General features: G+C 70.1%; 11 protein-coding genes. 5 read left to right on the top strand and 6 right to left on the bottom strand.

What is annotated here, in order from left to right:
* Positions 1–123: 123 nt before the first annotated feature.
* The 4 genes from ACZ69M_RS03735 (at position 124) to ACZ69M_RS03750 (ending at position 9,838) form a co-directional block, all read left to right on the top strand.
* Entirely contained in the window at positions 124–2,184 is a 2,061-nt protein-coding gene (locus tag ACZ69M_RS03735; RefSeq protein WP_470046262.1) for a carbohydrate-binding module family 20 domain-containing protein, read from the top strand.
* 169 nt (positions 2,185–2,353) lie between these two features.
* Positions 2,354–7,762, top strand: a complete 5,409-nt coding sequence (pulA, locus tag ACZ69M_RS03740) for a pullulanase-type alpha-1,6-glucosidase (protein ID WP_470046394.1) — start codon at positions 2,354–2,356, stop codon at positions 7,760–7,762.
* Between the two features lie 69 nt (positions 7,763–7,831).
* Complete coding sequence (locus ACZ69M_RS03745; RefSeq protein ID WP_470046396.1) at positions 7,832–9,451, top strand: SpoIIE family protein phosphatase; 1,620 nt, start codon at positions 7,832–7,834, stop codon at positions 9,449–9,451.
* A 27-nt stretch (positions 9,452–9,478) separates the two neighbouring features.
* Positions 9,479–9,838 (top strand): 5-carboxymethyl-2-hydroxymuconate Delta-isomerase, encoded by a 360-nt coding sequence (locus ACZ69M_RS03750; protein ID WP_403687439.1) that lies wholly within the window; start codon positions 9,479–9,481, stop codon positions 9,836–9,838.
* Between the two features lie 3 nt (positions 9,839–9,841).
* Here the strand turns inward: ACZ69M_RS03750 and ACZ69M_RS03755 are convergent, their stop codons facing one another.
* The 5 genes from ACZ69M_RS03755 to ACZ69M_RS03775 form a co-directional block, all read right to left on the bottom strand.
* A complete protein-coding gene (locus tag ACZ69M_RS03755; protein ID WP_470046263.1) occupies positions 9,842–10,546 on the bottom strand; it encodes a TetR/AcrR family transcriptional regulator in 705 nt (234 codons plus the stop codon).
* A gap of 56 nt (positions 10,547–10,602) precedes the next feature.
* A complete protein-coding gene (locus ACZ69M_RS03760) occupies positions 10,603–11,655 on the bottom strand; it encodes a PDR/VanB family oxidoreductase (RefSeq protein ID WP_470046264.1) in 1,053 nt (350 codons plus the stop codon).
* Entirely contained in the window at positions 11,652–12,560 is a 909-nt protein-coding gene (locus tag ACZ69M_RS03765) for a metal-dependent hydrolase (protein WP_060900739.1), read from the bottom strand. The genes ACZ69M_RS03760 and ACZ69M_RS03765 overlap by 4 nt, the downstream gene beginning before the upstream one ends.
* A gap of 174 nt (positions 12,561–12,734) precedes the next feature.
* Entirely contained in the window at positions 12,735–14,651 is a 1,917-nt protein-coding gene (locus ACZ69M_RS03770) for a hypothetical protein (protein WP_470046265.1), read from the bottom strand.
* A gap of 48 nt (positions 14,652–14,699) precedes the next feature.
* Positions 14,700–15,236: a tetratricopeptide repeat protein gene (locus tag ACZ69M_RS03775; RefSeq protein WP_470046398.1), complete on the bottom strand. Its 537-nt coding sequence runs from the start codon at positions 15,234–15,236 to the stop codon at positions 14,700–14,702.
* Positions 15,237–15,370: 134 nt separating this feature from the next.
* Between ACZ69M_RS03775 and ACZ69M_RS03780 the strand changes: the two genes are divergently transcribed.
* Positions 15,371–15,814 carry a hypothetical protein gene (locus ACZ69M_RS03780; RefSeq protein ID WP_101405546.1) on the top strand — a complete coding sequence of 148 codons (444 nt, stop codon included), beginning with the start codon at positions 15,371–15,373 and terminating at the stop codon, positions 15,812–15,814.
* 113 nt (positions 15,815–15,927) lie between these two features.
* On the opposite strand, the gene ACZ69M_RS03785 is transcribed toward ACZ69M_RS03780, so the two are convergent.
* Positions 15,928–17,505 (bottom strand): DUF1996 domain-containing protein, encoded by a 1,578-nt coding sequence (locus tag ACZ69M_RS03785; RefSeq protein WP_470046266.1) that lies wholly within the window; start codon positions 17,503–17,505, stop codon positions 15,928–15,930.
* Positions 17,506–17,560 lie beyond the last annotated feature (55 nt).

Consider the following 17,560-nt stretch of genomic DNA (forward strand, 5'->3'; position numbering starts at 1 on the left):
TCCAACGCGTGTATTGACGCGGCCCCTTGACCGCGCCCACTCTCGCACCGCGGTCAACTTGCTTCCCCAGCAACCCAGTTGATCGCATTCCCGCACCTCCGACCCCCGCAAGGAGTTGCCGTCATGCGCTGGATCAGATCACGGGCGTTACCCCTGGCCGCAGCCGGACTGCTGGCCCTCGGCGGAGCCGCCGCGCTGCCCGCCCCGGCCGCCCACGCCGCCGTCTCCGACACCGGCATCCCCAACGGCGATGTGATCGCCAACCTCTGGGAGTGGAACTGGAAGTCGGTCGCCACCGAGTGCACGAACGTGCTCGACCCGGCCGGCTACGGGGCGGTCCAGGTCGCCCCGCCCGCGGAGTCGCTGAAGCAGACGAACTACTACTGGTGGGACGTCTACCAGCCCTACGCCTACAACCTGAACAGCCGCTTCGGTACCGCGGCCCAGTTCAAGACCATGGTCGACACGTGTCACGCGGCCGGCATCAAGGTCTACACGGACGCCGTGATCAACCACACCGCCGCCCAGACGGGCACCGGCTACAACGGCACGGTCATCACCAACAAGTACGACACCCCCGACTACGACCCCGCCGACAGTGACGACTGCACGAAAACCATCTCCAACTGGTCCGACCGGTACGAGGTCCAGCACTGCGAACTGCTCGGCCTGCCCGACCTGGACACCGCCGAGAGCGGCGTCCGCACGAAGATCATCGGCTTTCTCAACCAGCAGATCGACCTGGGTGTCGACGGCTTCCGTGTCGACGCGGCCAAGCACATCGACGCCGCCGACTTGAGCGCCATCGTCGCCGGACTGCACACCACGACCTCCGGTGCGGCGCCGTACATCACCCAGGAGATCTACCCCGGCACCCCGCCCGCGCAGGACGAGTACTACGGCACCGGTGACGTCCTCGACTTCACCTTCGCCGCGCAGATGAAGTCCCAGTTCCAGGGCGACATCGCCAACCTGTCCAGTTTCGGCAGCAGTTGGGGCCTGACGGCCGAGGCGAACTCCAACACCTTCGTCACCAACCACGACACCGAGCGCAACGGCTACTCGCTCAGCTACAAGGACGGCGACACCGCGGTCCTCGCCAACGTCTTCCAGCTGGCCCGGGGCTACGGCCGCCCGTCCGTCTACTCCGGCTGGACCTTCAGCCAGAGCGACGAGGCCCCGCCGAACTCCGCCGGCTTCGTCACCGACACCACGTGCGCGAGCGGCTGGTACTGCCTCGACCGCAACACCGCGGTCTCCGGCATGATCGGCTGGCACAACGCGGCGAGCGGCTACGCGGTCGCCAACTGGCAGTCCCCGTCCTCGAACGTCATCGGCTTCGGCAGGGGCGGCGCGGGCTTCGTCGCCATCAACAACAGCTCCGGCGCCAGCACGTACACGTACACGACGGGCCTGGCCGACGGGACGTACCCGAACGTGATCGACGGTGGCGCGACCACCGTCACCGTCACGGGCGGCAAGGCCTCCCTGACCGTACCCGCGAAGTCGGCGGTCGCCTTCTACGACCCGGACTACATCTGCACGGTGAACTGCGGCGGAGGCAGTGGGGGCGGAGGCGGCGGTGGTTCCACCAGCGTCACCGCGACCTTCGACGAGTACGCCTCCACCACCACCGGCACCGATGTGTACGTGGTCGGTTCGGTCGCCGCGCTCGGCAGCTGGAACACGGCGAACGCGGTGAAGCTGTCGTCGTCGGGCTACCCGATCTGGAAGGCCGACGTCTCCGTTCCGGCGAGCACGAGCATCGAGTACAAGTACATAAAGAAGGACTCGTCCGGAAACGTCACCTGGGAGTCCAACGCCAACCGGTCGCTCACGACGGGTACTTCGGCGGTGGAGGTCGACAACTCCTGGAACGTGGCCGACGCCGACGCCACGGACGTGACCTTCGGAGTCAACGCCACCACCGGCTACGGCACCAACGTGTACGTCGTCGGCTCCCTCCCCTCCCTCGGCTCCTGGAACACCGCCGACGCGATTCCGCTGTCCTCGGCGTCGTACCCGTACTGGGGCCGACTGGTCATCGTGCCCAAGTCGACGTCGTTCGCGTACAAGTACATCAAGAAGGACTCCTCCGGAAACGTGACGTGGGAGTCCGGCGCCAACCGCGCCTACAGCACCGGCTCGGGAACGGGTTACAGCGTCAGCGACACCTGGCACTGAAAGTTCTTGCTCAGAGTTTCAAGACTCTTGCTGTAAGGCTTGCGTGGGCGATACCGTCGCGCCGGTCGCCCGGCATCGAGGCCGTGTCTCGGCTTGAAGCCGGTCCGGACGAGCTGTTCGAGCCGTAGCCGTACTGAGCCGTATTCACTAGGAGTTCACGCCTGTGGCCCTGATACCGAGATGGCCGGCGCCCGGGGCGCGCCGCCGCACCCCACTCCGGCGAAGAATCGCCGCCGTCGCCGTGGCCGCCCTCGCGGCAGCGTTCCTCCAGCCGATGGCGGCGCGGGCGCAGACCCCGCCCGCGCCGCCCTCGGACGCGAAGCTCGCCGCCGAACCGGCCCGGCACGACGACACGCGCGAGCAGTTCTACTTCGTGATGCCGGATCGTTTCGCCAATGGCGACACGTCCAACGACCGGGGCGGGCTGACCGGTTCGCGCCTCGCCACCGGGTACGACCCCACGGACAAGGGCTTCTACCAGGGCGGCGACCTGAAGGGGCTGACCGGCAAGCTCGACTACATCAAGAAGCTCGGCACCACCGCCATCTGGATGGCGCCGATCTTCAAGAACCAGCCCGTGCAGGGCGAGGGCAGCAACGCCTCGGCCGGGTACCACGGTTACTGGATCACGGACTTCACCCAGGTCGACCCGCACTTCGGCACCAACAAGGACCTCGCGACCCTCATCTCCAAGGCGCACGCCAAGGGCATGAAGGTCTTCTTCGACGTCATCACCAACCACACCGCCGACGTCGTCGACTATGAGCAGAAGTCCTACGACTACCTCTCCAAGGGCGCCTTCCCGTATCTGACCAAGGACGGGAAGCCCTTCGACGACGCCGACTACGCGGCGGGCGGCGCCGGGTTCCCGTCCGTGGGCGCCGGGTCCTTCCCCCGTACGCCCGTCGTGCCCGCCGCCAAGAAGAACGCCAAGGTGCCGTCCTGGCTCAACGACCCGACGATGTACCACAACCGCGGCGACTCCACCTATGCGGGCGAGTCCACCACCTACGGCGACTTCTCCGGCCTGGACGACCTGTGGACCGAGCGTCCCGAGGTCGTCAGCGGCATGGAGAAGATCTACGAGAAGTGGGTCAGGGACTTCGGCGTCGACGGCTTCCGGATCGACACCGTGAAGCACGTGGACATGGAGTTCTGGACGCAGTGGGCCACCGCGCTCGACGCGTACGCGGCCGAGCGGGGCCACAAGAACTTCTTCATGTTCGGCGAGGTCTACTCCGCCGACACGTCGATCACCTCCCCGTACGTCACCCAGGGCAGGCTCGACGCCACCCTCGACTTCCCCTTCCAGGACGCGGCACGCTCGTACGCCTCCCAGGGCGGCAGCGCCAAGAAGCTCGCCTCGGTCTTCGGTGACGACTACAAGTACACGAGCGACAAGGCCAACGCGTACGAGCAGGTCACCTTCCTCGGCAACCACGACATGGGCCGCATCGGATACTTCCTGAACCAGGACAACCCGAAGGCGACCGACGCCGAGCTGGTGAAGAAGGACGAGCTCGCCAACGCACTGATGTTCCTCAGCCGCGGCAACCCGGTCGTCTACTACGGCGACGAGCAGGGCTTCACCGGCGCGGGCGGCGACAAGGACGCCCGCCAGACGATGTTCGCCTCCAAGGTCGCCGACTACCTCGACGACGACGAGCTCGGCACCGACCGCACGCACGCGAGCGACGCCTACGACACGAGTGCACCGCTCTACAAGGAGATCGCCGCTCTCTCGAAGCTGCGTAAGGACAACCCGGCCCTCGCGGACGGGGTGCAGACCGAGCGGTACGCGGCCGACGGGGCGGGCATCTACGCCTTCTCCCGTACGGGCGGCAACAAGACCGAGTACCTCGTCGCCCTCAACAACGCGGGCGAGGCGAAGACGGCGACCTTCCAGGCCGGCTCCGCCGACATGACCTTCCAGGGGATCTACGGGACCTCGTCCCGGCTGACGAGTGACGCCGGCAAGAACGTCACCGTCACCGTCCCGGCGGGTTCCGCCGTCGTCCTCAAGGCGGCCCGCCCGCTCGGCGCCCCCGCCGCGAAGCCCTCGCTCACCCTGAAGGCGCCGGACGCGGGCGCCACCGGCACCGTCGAGCTCGGCGCCGACGTCACCGGCGGCTCGCTCGACCGTGTCGTCTTCGCCGCCCAGGTCGGAGGCGGGAAGTGGCAGACGCTCGGCTCCGCCGACCACGCCCCGTACAAGGTCACCCAGGTCATCGGCAAGGACGTACCCGCCGGCACCGCCCTGCGCTACAAGGCGGTGGTCGTCGACTCGGCCGGGCGGACCGCGAGTGCGACGGCCACGAGCACCAGCGGGACCCCGCCCGCCCCCGAAGTCCCCACCGCCTCCTCGCGCGACTACGCGATCGTCCACTACAAGCGCACCGACGGCGACTACACCGACTGGCGGCTGTACGCCTGGGGCGACCTCGCCGACGGCGAGTCGACGACCTGGCCCGCGGGCCACGACTTCATCGGCCGGGACGCCTACGGGGCTTTCGCCTACGTCAAGTTGAAGCCCGGCGCCTCCAGTGTCGGCTTCCTCGTCATCGACAAGGACGGCAACAAGGACGTCGCCACCGACCGCACGATCGACGTCACCAGGACGGGCGAGGTATGGGTCGAGCAGGGCAAGGAAGCCGTACAGACCCAGCGGCCCGACTACCCCGCGCAGGACACGGCCAAGGCCGTACTGCACTACCACCGCGCCGACGGCGACTACGCCGGCTGGGGACTGCACGTCTGGACCGGGGCCGCGACGCCCACGGACTGGTCCAAGCCCCTGGAGCCGGTCAGGACCGACACCTATGGCGCCGTCTTCGAGGTGCCGCTCGCCGCGGGTGCCACCAGCCTCAGTTACATCCTCCACAAGGGCGACGAGAAGGACCTCCCGACCGACCAGTCGCTCGACCTCACCGCGAACGGCCACGAGGTGTGGCTGGTGAACGGGCAGGAGAAATACCTGCTCCCGCAGCCCGTGGGCAGCGCGGCCGCGCTCGACCTGACCACCTCCAAGGCGGTCTGGATCGACCGGAACACGGTCGCCTGGAACGGCTCCGAGGCCGCGGCCTCCACCCAGTTGCTGTACTCCCACGACGGCTCGATCGCGGTCAAGGACGGGACGCTGACCAGCGACGACGAGCGCTGGCTCCGGCTTTCCAGGACGACCCTCACCGACGCGCAGAAGGTCGCGTTCCCGCACCTCAAGGACTACACCGCCTGGTCCGTCGACCCGCGCGACCGGGGCCGGGTGAAGGAGGCCCTGAACGGTCAGATCGTCGCCTCCCAGCGGGCCGCGAACGGCGCCGTGCTCGCGGCGACCGGCGTCCAGATCGCCGGCGCACTGGACGATCTGTACGACGCGACCAAGGCACAGCTGGGCCCGACGTTCCGTGACGGCCGTCCCACGCTGGCCGTGTGGGCACCGACCGCGCAGAGCGTGGCGCTGGAGCTCGACGGCTCCACGGTCGCCATGAAGAGGAACGACACGACCGGCGTCTGGTCCGTCACCGGCGCGAAGTCCTGGCGGAACAAGCCCTACCGGTACGTCGTGAAGGTGTGGGCGCCCACCGTCCGCAAGATCGTCACCAACAAGGTCACCGACCCGTACTCGCTCGCTCTCACCGCCGACTCCGAGCGCAGTCTCGTCGTCGACCTGAAGGACAGGTCCCTCGCCCCGAGCGGCTGGTCCTCACTGAAGAAGCCCAAGGCCGTGCCGCTGCGGGACGCCCAGATCCAGGAGCTGCACATCCGGGACTTCTCGGTGGCGGACAAGACCGTCCCCGCGAAGGACCAGGGCACCTACCTCGCCTTCACCGACAAGAACAGCGACGGGTCCAGGCACCTGCGGGCCCTCGCCGCGTCCGGCACCTCGTACGTCCACCTGCTGCCCGCCTTCGACATCGCCACCGTCCCCGAGAAGAAGTCGGAGCAGGCGACCACCGGCTGCGACCTCGCCTCCTACCCCGCCGACTCCCAGAAGCAGCAGGAGTGCGTCGCCGCGATCGCCGCGAAGGACGCCTACAACTGGGGCTACGACCCGTACCACTACACGGTCCCGGAGGGCTCGTACGCGAGCGACCCGGACGGCACCGGCCGTACGGTCGAGTTCCGTCAGATGGTCAAGTCGCTGAACGAGGACGGCCTGCGGGTCGTCATGGACGTGGTCTACAACCACACGGCCGCCAGTGGCCAGGCGGACACCTCCGTGCTCGACAGGATCGTGCCCGGCTACTACCAGCGGCTCCTCGCCGACGGGTCCGTCGCCACCTCCACCTGCTGTGCGAACACGGCCACCGAGAACGCCATGATGGGCAAGCTGGTGGTGGACTCGATCGTCACCTGGGCCAAGGAGTACAAGGTCGACGGCTTCCGCTTCGACCTCATGGGGCACCACCCCAAGGCCAACATCCTGGCTGTCCGCAAGGCCCTCGACGCGCTGACCCTCGCGAAGGACGGGGTCGACGGAAAGAAGATCATCCTGTACGGGGAGGGCTGGAACTTCGGCGAGGTCGCCGACGACGCCCGCTTTGTGCAGGCCACCCAGAAGAACATGGCCGGCACGGGCATCGCGACCTTCTCCGACCGGGCGCGTGACGCGGTGCGCGGCGGCAGCCCCTTCGACTCCGACCCCGGCGTCCAGGGCTTCGCCTCGGGGCTGTACACCGACCCCAACTCCTCCACGGCCAACGGCACTTCGGCCGAGCAGAAGGCCCGGCTGCTGCACTACCAGGACCTCATCAAGATCGGGCTCAGCGGCAACCTCGCCACCTACCGTTTCACCGACACCGACGGCAAGGAGGTCAAGGGCTCCGAGGTCGACTACAACGGCCGGCCCGCCGGATACGCGGCGGCACCGGGTGACGCCCTCGCGTACGCCGACGCGCACGACAACGAGTCCCTGTACGACGCCCTCACCTACAAGCTGCCCGCCACGACCGGCGCGGACGACCGGGCGCGGATGCAGGTCCTCGCCATGGCGACCGCCGCCCTCTCCCAGGGCCCGTCGCTCTCCCAGGCGGGCTCCGACCTGCTGCGCTCCAAGTCCCTCGACCGCAACTCGTTCGACAGCGGCGACTGGTTCAACGCCATCCACTGGGACTGCCGGGACGGCAACGGCTTCGGACGCGGACTGCCGATGGCGGCCGACAACGCGTCCAAGTGGCCCTACGCCACACCCCTGTTGAGCACCGTCAAGGTGGGATGCCCGCAGATCGAGGGCAGTTCGGCCGCGTACCAGGACCTGGAGCGGATCCGTACGACCGAGAGCGTCTTCTCGCTGTCCACCGCCGGGCAGGTGCAGTCGAAGCTCTCCTTCCCGCTGTCCGGCAAGGACGAGACGCCCGGCGTGATCACGATGGAACTCGGCGACCTCGTCGTCGTCTTCAACGCGACTCCCAAGGCACAGGAGCAGACGGTCGGCGCCCTGGCCGGGGCGGCGTACGCGCTGCACCCGGTGCAGGCGGCGGGCGCCGACCCTATCGTCAAATCCTCCTCTTACGAGGGGAAAACGGGCACGTTCGCCGTTCCGGGGCGCACTGTGGCGGTATTCTCCCGGACCTCCTGAAAGGGCATTACCTTGGTGGGGCAGACCTCGAACCCGGTCTGCCCCACCGGCGTGTCCAAGGGCTGGCAGATGGAAGTCAACGGCAAGCGGACCGACACGACCGTGCTGGTCGTGGACGATGTGGCGGCCAGTCGGTACGCCATGAGCGCCGTGCTGCGCCGCGCCGGTCATCAGGTCGTCCCGGTCGCCAGCGGCTCCGAGGCGCTCGTCGAACTCGACGTACGGCTGCGCAAGGGCACCCTGCCCGACGTGGCGCTCGTCGATGTGGACCTGCCGGACATGAGCGGCTTCGAACTGTGCCGTCGGCTCAAGGCCCGGCCCCACATGGCCGGCCTGCCCGTCGTGCACTTCTCGGCCGCCGCCGTGGACGCGGGTGACCGCTGCCGGGGCCTCGACGTGGGCGGCGAGGCGTATCTGACGGTGCCCGCCGAGCCCGAGGAGATCGACGCGGTGGTCCGGGCCGCGGTGCGCGCAGCCCGTCTCAGGGCCGACGACCAGGCGCTGGCGCGGCGGCTGACCCGGCTGGCGGAGACGGTCGTCGCCATCCAGACGGCGCGCTCCCCGCAGGAACTCGCCGACGCCGCCGCCGACGGCGCCGCGCGGCTCACCGGCTCGCCCGCCGCCGTCTTCGTCCTCGGCCCGGACGACGAGTTGTACCGCGGCACGTCACGGGACCGCACCTCGCTCGCGATGCCCGACGAGGGCGCCCACCGGGCCGTGGCCGGACTGCTCCGACGGCTCACCCGGGGGCAGTCGGGCGTCCAGATCACCACGGTGCCCGCGCCGCTGTGGCCGGCCGGGTTCTTCCGGCCGGGCGTGCAGCACGACGCCCGCCTGGCGCTGATCCCCATCCAGGAAGGCCGGGCCTCGGTGTGCCTCGCCACGCCCACCCGCGGGGTGCGCCGGGTCAGTCCCGAGGACGAGGCCCTGCTGGCCCGGCTCGCCGAGGCCACCGCGCTCGCCGCCGAACCGCTGCTCATGTACCAGGTCGAACGGCACGTCGCCCTCACCCTCCAGCACAGCTTCCTGCCCCAGCCGCACCGGCTGCCCGAACTGCCGGGCGTCGACGTCGTGGTCCGGTACGTGCCCGCGTCCGCCGAGACCGAGATCGGCGGCGACTTCTACGCGGCCCTGCGCACCGGCGAGGGCGTGCTCACCGCGGTCGGCGACGTCGTCGGGCACTCGCTGGAGGCGGCCACCGTCATGGTCGAGATCAGGCACGCGCTGCGTGCCTACAGCGTCGAGGAGAGCGACCCGGCCGTGCTCGCCGAGCGCCTCGACCGGATGCTCCAGCGCTACCACCCCGGCATCACCACGACCGTCTGCCTGGTCCTGGTCGACCCTGCCACCGGACGCACCCGCATCGCCAACGCCGGCCACATCCCGCCGCTGATCATCCGGGACAACGGGGGCGCCGACTACTCCAAGGCCGCCGGCCCGCTGCTCGGTGTGGGCCTGCCCCACCCGTCGCCCACGGAGCTGTTCCTCGAACCCACCGACCGGCTCCTCATGGTCACCGACGGCCTGATCGAGACCCGGGGCACCGATCTGGAGGTCTCGATGGAGCACCTGCGCGCCGCCGCCACCGGCGCCCTGCCCGGCCTGGACGCCCTCTGCGACACCCTGCTCGACTGCTTCGGCCGGGACCGCGAGGACGACATCGCACTCCTGGCGCTGCGGCTAGGGTGACCGGGAAACCCTAGAACAGGAGTGCCCATGCCGAACATCACCGTCGAGCATTCCCCGGCTCTCGACCACGTCGACTGGCGCGCCTTCGCCCTCGCGCTGCACCCGGTGGTCGTCGAGACCGCCGCCGCGAAGATCGAGGCGTGCAAGACGCGGACGCTGCGCACCGAGGACGAGGTGGTGGGTGCGGAGGCGGACCCGGACGCGCACGCCATCGTGCATGTCACGCTCGCCCTGCTGGCCGGCCGCACCGAGGAGACCAAGGCGAAGCTCACCGAGGCCACCCTTGAGCTGCTGCGCAAGCACGTCGAACCCACCGACGGGCGCACGCTGCACGTGTCCGCCGAGGTGCGCGAGCTCGACCCGTCGTACCGGAAGTACGTGCAGTAACCGCTACGCGGCGGCCGGGGGTGAGGCCAGCGCGATCAACCGGACGGCGAGGTCGGTGAACGGCCCGTCGCCCGGGTCGCCCTTGAGCGCCCGGCGCAGCAGCGCGCTCAGCTCCTCGTCCTGCGTGGCGCTCACCGCGGCCAGCGCCGCGAAGTCCTGCACGAGCTGCACCTCCAGCTCGGCGCGCGGAATCCGCCGCCCGTCCAGCCAGATCAGCGCCGTCGACTCGACGAGCGAGATCCAGGAGCGGATCACCAGCTCCAGGCGGGCGGGCGGGTCCTCGACCTTCAGATGCGACAGGATCTGGACGTAGGCGGCCTGCCGCACCGCGTCGACGAGCGCGTTGGTCTTGGAAGAGCCGACCGCGGGACCGCCGCGCATCAACGCCGAGAAACCGGGCCCGTGGTCGTCCACGAAGTCGAAGAAGCGGCGCATGACCCGCAGCAGCCGCGAGCCCAGGGGGCCCTCGTGCGGCTCCACGAAACGGCTCGCGAGATCGTCCGAGGCGCGCTGCAACGCCGCCTCGTACAGGCTGAGTTTGCCCGGGAAGTAGTGGTAGACCAACGGCCGTGAGATACCCGCGGCCGAGGCTATCTCGTCGATGGAGACCTCGTCGGGTGAGCGTCGGCTGAAGAGGTCGAGGGCGACGCCGATCAACTGCTGCCGCCGCTCCTCGACACCCATCCTGCGGCGTACCCCGGTTGTCATACGAACACCTTACCGATCGGATCCGGCCCCGAACGGGCCGGTCCGGCCATGGTCGTTCACATGTCCAACACGAGGCGATCACCGAGCGCCCGCGACACACAGATCAGCATCGAGTCACCACGCTCCGTGTCGGTGAGCAGTTCGTCGCGGTGCTCGATCTCCCCTTCCAGCACGCGCTGTTGGCAGGTTCCGCAGAATCCCTGCTCGCAGGAGTAGGCGGTGTCGGGCAGTTCGGCGCGTACGGCGGCGAGCACGGTGGTGTCGGCGGCGACGCTCACCGTACGTCCGCTGCGGCGCAGTTCGACCTCGAAGGCGCCGTTGCCCTCGGCGGAGGTGCCCGGCGTGAACCGCTCCAGGTGCAGCGCCGCACCGTCGGGCAGCCGGCGTCCGACCGCCTCCATCAGCCCCTCGGGGCCACAGCAGTGGACGGCCGCGCCCGCCTGCACGTCCGCGAACAGCGCGTCGAGATCCGGCCGTCCGTCCTCGTCCTCGGCCACGACGGTGACCCGGCCGCCGCGCAGCTTCCCGATCTCCTCCAGGAACGGCATCGACGCGCGCGACCGGCCGCCGTACAGCAGCCGCCACTCCGCGTGGTCCTGGACTGCCCGCAGCATCGGCAGGATCGGTGTGATCCCGATGCCGCCCGCGACGAAGACGTACGCGGGCGCCGGCGCGAGGGGGAACCGGTTGCGCGGCCCCCGCACCTCGACCTCCATGCCTTCCCGGAGCTGTTCGTGGACCTCGCGCGACCCGCCCCGCCCGTCCTCGACCAGCCGGGTCGCGACGGTGTACGACGAGGTGTCCTCCGGGTCCCCGCACAGCGAGTACTGCCGTACGAGCCCCGAGGGCAGGACGAGGTCGAGGTGGGCGCCGGGCTCCCAGCGCGGCAGGCCGTCCCCTTCCAGGCGCAGTTGTACGACCCCGTCGGCGACCCGCTCGTGCCGGGTGACCAGCAGCCGCAGCGCCCGGGAGCGCGGCCGGCCGGAGATCGGCTCCTCCAGGGCGGGCAGCGGCCACAGCGGCGAGACCTCGATCCGGCGGCGCAGCGCCCGCCGGACGAGCAGGGCCGCACCGGCGACGGCGACGACGGTCCGCAGCCGGGGCGTCATCCGGCTCTCCTCTCGGCAGCCGTCGCCGCCGGTGACGAGGCGAGGTAGGCGACCGCCTGCTCCGTCGAACCCTCCTGGGAGGGGTGGTAGGTGCGGCTGAGGTAGCGGGGAATGGACTTGAGCATGTCGCCGGTCGACGGCAGTACACCCCGCTTCCCGCTCAGGTAGAAGTCCTTGAAGCTCGCCCTGCCCGCCGTGAGGGTCGGGTCGTTCTCCATGAAGAACCGCGCCCCGCGCTGCCACAGGAAGACCAGGGCGGTGAAGGCCGTGGCCCAGGTCCTGGCGCGGCGCCGGTAGCTCCCGTCGACGTGCAGGAACAGTTCGAAGGCCACGGACCGGTGCTCGACCTCCTCCGCGCCGTGCCAGCGCATCAGGTCCAGCATGGTGGGATCGGCGCCGCGCCGGTCCAGCTCCTCGGCGTTCAGGATCCAGTCGCCGAGGAAGGCGGTGTAGTGCTCGATCGCCGCGATGATCGCGACGCGCTCCATCAGCCACCATCTGCGGGCCCTGCCCGGCGGCAGGGTGCGGTCGCCGAGCAGTTTCTCGAAGAACCAGTCGACCTGTGCGGTGTACGGCGTCGGGTCGAGCCCGAGTTCCCTGAGGTGGGGGAGTACCTCGTCGTGGGCCTGCGAGTGCATCGCCTCCTGCCCGATGAACCCGATGACGTCCGCGCGCAGCCGCTCGTCCCGGATGTAGGGCAGTACCTGCTTGTACACGTGCACGAACCAGCGCTCACCGGCCGGCAGCAGCAGGTGCAGCACGTTCATGGTGTGCGTGGCGAACGGCTCCCCCGGCACCCAGTGCAGCGGTGTGTCCTCCCAGGAGAACGACACCTTCCGCGCCTTGAGCGGTATCCGCTCGGACTCGACCGGCCGGGGCAGCCGGGCGGCATGCTTGTTAGACATGCCGTCAATGTACTGACGGGTAGGTGCCGGGAGAACCCCCGTGCGCCCACTTGTTGACGCGAGGGCCGGCCGTGACACCCGAGGAGGGGCCGGACAGGACCTGAGCGGGTCGAACGAAGTCCGCCGCGGTTCGTCGGCGCCCGACGGCGCATCCCGGCACTTCCGGCGGAGCGCTCAGCGCAGTCCGTCGACCGCTCGTCCGTCCGTCAGAGTGCCCTTCAGTCCGGCCTGATCCCCCTGCTTCGTCCGTACGGCGAGCAGCGCGCCCCGGGCCGACCCGCTCACCCCGCCCGTCGTGCTGATCGAGGCGGTGTCCTTGCTGCCCGCGGCGAGGAGGTACCAGTCGCCCCTGCCCGACTTCCACAGCACGCCCGCCAGCACATGGGGGTCACGGCTGCCGCACGCGGGCGAGTTCTCGGCCTTCGCCGCGATGGCACCGTACGCCCCGTCCGGGGTGTGGAACTGGGCCAGGACACGGGTGCCGTCGCCCCGCCAGGTGTCGGCCCGGGTGCACACCCAGGCCGCCTGCCCGCTCGCGTCGGGCAGCGGCTGCTGCGCGTACTGCCAGGCGTTCACGGACCGCACGCCCTGGGAGCGCACGGCGGCCAGGGAGCAGGCGAACGGCGCCCAGTTCCGCAGCGCCGCCGGGCCCGCGGCCTCGTGGGGTGCCGCAGGCGGCCCCGAGGTGAGATGGGCCGGGATCAGCTCGCCGAGATCGGTCAGCAGGTGCGGGCCCGAGGTGTCGGTCACCTCCATGACGTTCCACGAGGTGCAGGTGCCGGCCGGGGCGGAGCCGGCCAGCGGCGTGCTGACACCCTCGGCCGAGAGGGTGAGGGGCGTCGGGCTCGCGGTCGGCTTCATCAGGTCGCGCTCGGCGGCCCTGGTCACCCAGGGGGCGGTCAGATAGCGGACGTTGCCGTCGGCCCGGTCCAGGACCAGCGCCTCCGCCTCGGCCCCGGTCGCGCCGTCGACCCGGGCGAAGTCGAGGGCCGCGCCGCCCGTGCCGCCGCGCGGCTCGGCGTACCGGGCGATGCGCAGTCCGTCGTAGAAGAGCACCACGCGCGCCTGATCCACATCACCGGCGTACAGCAGTTGCGGCGGTCCGGCCGGGGCACCCGAGGGAGTGCCGGGCGTCGCCGAGACCTGCACGGACTCGCCGGGCCTGGCCCAGACGGCGAGCGCGCGGCGCAGCAGCGCGGTGTCCCCGGCGAGGCTGCCGCGCGCGGGCCACACGGAGAAGTCGGTGCGCGCGGACGACCGCCACGCCGCCGGGGCGACCCGCGTCACCTTCCCGGGGTCGAGTGCGGCCTCGGCGGCCGGGTTCCGCGCGTACGACGGGGCGGCGGCGCCGTCGGGTCCCCAGCCGCCGCTGGGCAGGGCGAGCAGCGCGCCGCAGACGGCCGCCGCGACGCCGGCGGCGAGCGCGGCCTTCATGTGCTGTCTGCGCCGCATCAGGTCGGTGGGCCGGGCGTGCAGCGAACAGGGGTCGAACTCGGGGGACAGGAGCAGGGCGTCCCTGGCCTCGACACCGCCCGCCTCCTTGAGCGCCGCGCCCGGGTCGTCGACGCCCGCCGCCGTCAGCACCTTGCGCACCTCGGGGTCGGGCAGCTTCTCCAGGCCGCGCAGGACATACGCCGCGCGGGCGGGACTGGACAGGGCCGACAGCCGCTGGTCCAGGGCGAGTTCGTCGGCGCCGCCCGAGCGCGGGAAGAGCCTCAGGCCCCACACCTGGGGCAGCAACGGGGGCAGTTGGGACCGCGTGGGCCAGGCCGCGCGCCGCAGCGGCACCCCCGCCTCCAGCGCCGTACGCACGACCTTGAGGCGGACGAGGGCGTAGCCGGGGTCGCCGTCGCGGCCGGTGGCCTGCGCCGGGATCAGGGCGGCGGTCGTGCGCCCCCGGGGCAGGGCGCGCTGGGCGAGGGCGTGCGCGGTCAGCACCCGCCGGTTGCGGCCGAGGCTCGGCGGCAGCACCAGATAGGCGAGCCGGACGAGCCGCGGGTAGTGCTCGACGAGAGCGGCCTCGGCCTGCTCGACGTCGACGACCGGTCCTGGGGAGGCTGCGGAGCGCTGGGCTACATCCTGTGACTGCACGTTCAGCAAAACGAGCGAATCGGTGGATGGTCACCTGGCTCCGGAGAGTTACTCCCCGGGTTGTACGAGCAGCCGCGCGTAGTTCGCCATGGACCGCTGGTAGCGGGGAAGATGGGGCGCGAGGGCGGCGATCACCAGCGAGAGGCCCTCGCGTTCGCGGCCCAGGTCGGCGAGACAGAGCGCGAGAGTGGCGCGCACGGCATCGTCCAACTCGTCGGAAGGTGCGTCGAGTTCGGGAGTGAGGAGCTTGACGCCCTCCTCGGCCTGCCCGATGTTCCGCAGGGAACTGGAGAGTTGGATCTTGGTGCGGCGGGCGCGGTAGCCGCCGAGGCCGCGGGCGAGCGCCTCCCGGTACAGCGGTACCGCCTGGTCCGAGTGACCGGTGGAGTCCCAGGCGCAGGCCCGCTCGAAGGGGCCGACGGGGCTGTCCGCGGGCAGTTCGGCGACCAGCGCGTCGATCACCGCCCGGAAGTCCGCCGCGTCATTTTCCTCATAGTCGTCGAACGTGGCCCAGGCCGCCGCCGTACGCTCTTCCCAGTCTTCGGTCACGGCCACACCCTCGCACACACGTGCCCGTTGCGGCATCGGCATTCCCACTGGATGCCTTTCCGTCCGTAACGGGGGAGATTGAGCACTTGGCGCGTCACAGCCGTATCGAAGACCAGGGCCCTCGCCGGGGCTCTCGACGGCGTGGGCGCCGACAGGCACCGGAGGAACGTATGAGGTTGACACGCGAAAAGCTGAGCGGGCACGGCCTTGCGGTCGTCGCGGCCGCGGCCCTGCTGGCGCTGACCGGCTGCGGCGGGTCGGGCGGGGGAGGAACCAAGAGCGACTCGGCCGGCCAAGTACCGGCCACCGCGACGGGCAGTCTGGAGGATCTGGCGGCCGAGGTGAAGTGCAAGCCGGACATACAGACGGATGCCGACGAGATCCGTCAGGCGATCTGCAAGAACACCGACGGCAAGTTCGTCCTCGCGACCTTCGCCACCGACCGCGGCCAGCGCGAGTGGATCAATGACGCGAAGGACTACGGCGGGTTCTACCTCGTCGGTGCCAAGTGGGTCGCCGTCGCCGACCAGAAGGTGGTCACGGCGCTGCGCGGCACGCTCGGCGGTGACATGGAGGTCGGGACCGACCACCACCAGCATTCCCACAGCGGCTGAGCCGCACGTACGGCACACACGCAGAAGGCCGGTGGCGGGATCTCCCGCCACCGGCCTTCTCCGTGCCGTGCCAATTCTTCGGCGAAGCGACTACCGCTTCGCCGAAGGGGCTGCTACCTGCACTGCTTACCGGTGTTGATGCAGTTGGCGATCTTGTTCGCCAGGCCACCGGTGGTGACGCTGATGAAGTCGTCGTGGTCGGTCGCCGACTTGTGGAGCTGCTCCGGGAAGCCGTCCACCGCGTACGCGTTCTTCACCACGCCGTTCTGGAGGGCCGGCGGCGCGATCTTGTAGACCAGGCGCATCGTCAGCTGCGGGATCGCCTTGAAGCCGTTGCCGCAGACACCGCTCGCCGGATCGGCGAAGGCCACGTGCGTGCGGTGGTTGGCGCTGTCGATGTTCTGGCCGTCCCAGCAGCTCTGGAAGGCGAAGGTGCGGACCACGTTGCTGCCCTGCGGGCAGATCGGGTACTGCGTCGTCAGCTGGACCTTGTTCTCGAAGCCGGTGCAGCTCCAGTGCGCGTTGGCGTTCGCCAGACCGTTGGTGGTGGTCTTGGCGTCACCGGTGATGATGCGCAGGAACTGCGGCATCGCGACGACCTTGCTGGCCGGGCTGCCGACGTACTTGATCTGCGCCTGTACGGGCGTCAGGATCTTGCCGACGTTGCCTTCCTTGCCACCGCCGTCCGCGTTCTGGTCGAAGTCCTGCGTGCCGTTCTGGAGACGGACGACCGGCCAGTAGTACGACGAGAGGTCGCTCTTGTTCTGGCAGCTGGTCCCGCCCTGCAGGAACGTCTGGTTGCTGGAGAACGCGTTGACCTTCTGGTTGCCGACGTAGTCGTGCAGGTGGTGCGCGCCGTTGGTCACACCGGGCGCCACGATCACGTTGTCGGTGTTGTGGTTCTTGTTCGCGTTCACGCCGCACTGGGTGGTGAACGTACCGCTCGAGGCGTTGGCGCCCTTCTGCGGCTTGCCCTGGACGTTGGCCGCGACCTTCGTGATGTCCACGAAGTCGGCGGCGACGGGACCGTTTCCGGCCTGACCGCCGATGTTGGCCGGCGCGCTCGCGCTCGGAGCCGCACTGGCCCCGGCGCCGCCGTTGTTCTGCTGGCCGCCGTTCTGCTGGCCACCGTTGTTCTGACCGTTGTTCTGGCCGCCGTTGTTCTGGCCGCCGTTGTTCTGCTGGCCGTTGTTCTGGCCACCGGCGGTGGTCTGGGCCTGGTCGGCGGTGGTGCCGGTGCAGGCGGCGAGACCGTCCAGCGTGGTCGGCGCGGCGGCGCCCACCCGAGTGAAGTCGATCTTGATTCGGCCGATGACCGCGGTCCGCTTGTCCTTGAGGGGCGACAGGATCGCGTTCTGGACGAAGCCCGCGTCATTGGCCTGAGCCTGACGCGACGAGGCCAGCCGGGCGTAAGCCTCGGTGATCTGCTTGTCGAGCGTGGCCAGCTCCGTGTCGACGTTCGACTTGGCGTTGGCGGGCACGCTGGTCAGCTTCTGCCCGACATCGGGGCAGGAGATGGTGGCGACCTGGGCGGCGGCGGCCTTGGTGGTGTTCGGGCTCGAGTTGGTCTCGTGCGCCGAGGCGTAGAAATTCGCCCAGATCAGTCCGCCTCCACCGATCGCGAGAGCCGCGGATGCGGCAACGGCGCGAACAGCCAGCGGCGAACGTCGTTTACGAATGTTGCGTCCCATGGAACTCCTCTGACTTCCTTGCGGGGCATCGAGGCGCCCGACAGGAGTGAAGCGG

It is taken from the genome of Streptomyces sp. NPDC107454, from assembly GCF_055582885.1.

Bases quoted from the DNA above. Each gene is read 5' to 3' on its own strand.
- ACZ69M_RS03735 (WP_470046262.1), top strand. From the start codon at position 124: ATGCGCTGGATCAGATCACGGGCGTTACCCCTGGCCGCAGCCGGACTG.
- ACZ69M_RS03785 (WP_470046266.1), bottom strand. From the start codon at position 17,505: ATGGGACGCAACATTCGTAAACGACGTTCGCCGCTGGCTGTTCGCGCC.
- ACZ69M_RS03765 (WP_060900739.1), bottom strand. From the start codon at position 12,560: ATGTCTAACAAGCATGCCGCCCGGCTGCCCCGGCCGGTCGAGTCCGAG.
- ACZ69M_RS03750 (WP_403687439.1), top strand. From the start codon at position 9,479: ATGCCGAACATCACCGTCGAGCATTCCCCGGCTCTCGACCACGTCGAC.
- ACZ69M_RS03780 (WP_101405546.1), top strand. From the start codon at position 15,371: ATGAGGTTGACACGCGAAAAGCTGAGCGGGCACGGCCTTGCGGTCGTC.
- ACZ69M_RS03755 (WP_470046263.1), bottom strand. From the start codon at position 10,546: ATGACAACCGGGGTACGCCGCAGGATGGGTGTCGAGGAGCGGCGGCAG.
- ACZ69M_RS03760 (WP_470046264.1), bottom strand. From the start codon at position 11,655: ATGACGCCCCGGCTGCGGACCGTCGTCGCCGTCGCCGGTGCGGCCCTG.
- ACZ69M_RS03745 (WP_470046396.1), top strand. From the start codon at position 7,832: ATGGAAGTCAACGGCAAGCGGACCGACACGACCGTGCTGGTCGTGGAC.
- ACZ69M_RS03775 (WP_470046398.1), bottom strand. From the start codon at position 15,236: ATGCCGCAACGGGCACGTGTGTGCGAGGGTGTGGCCGTGACCGAAGAC.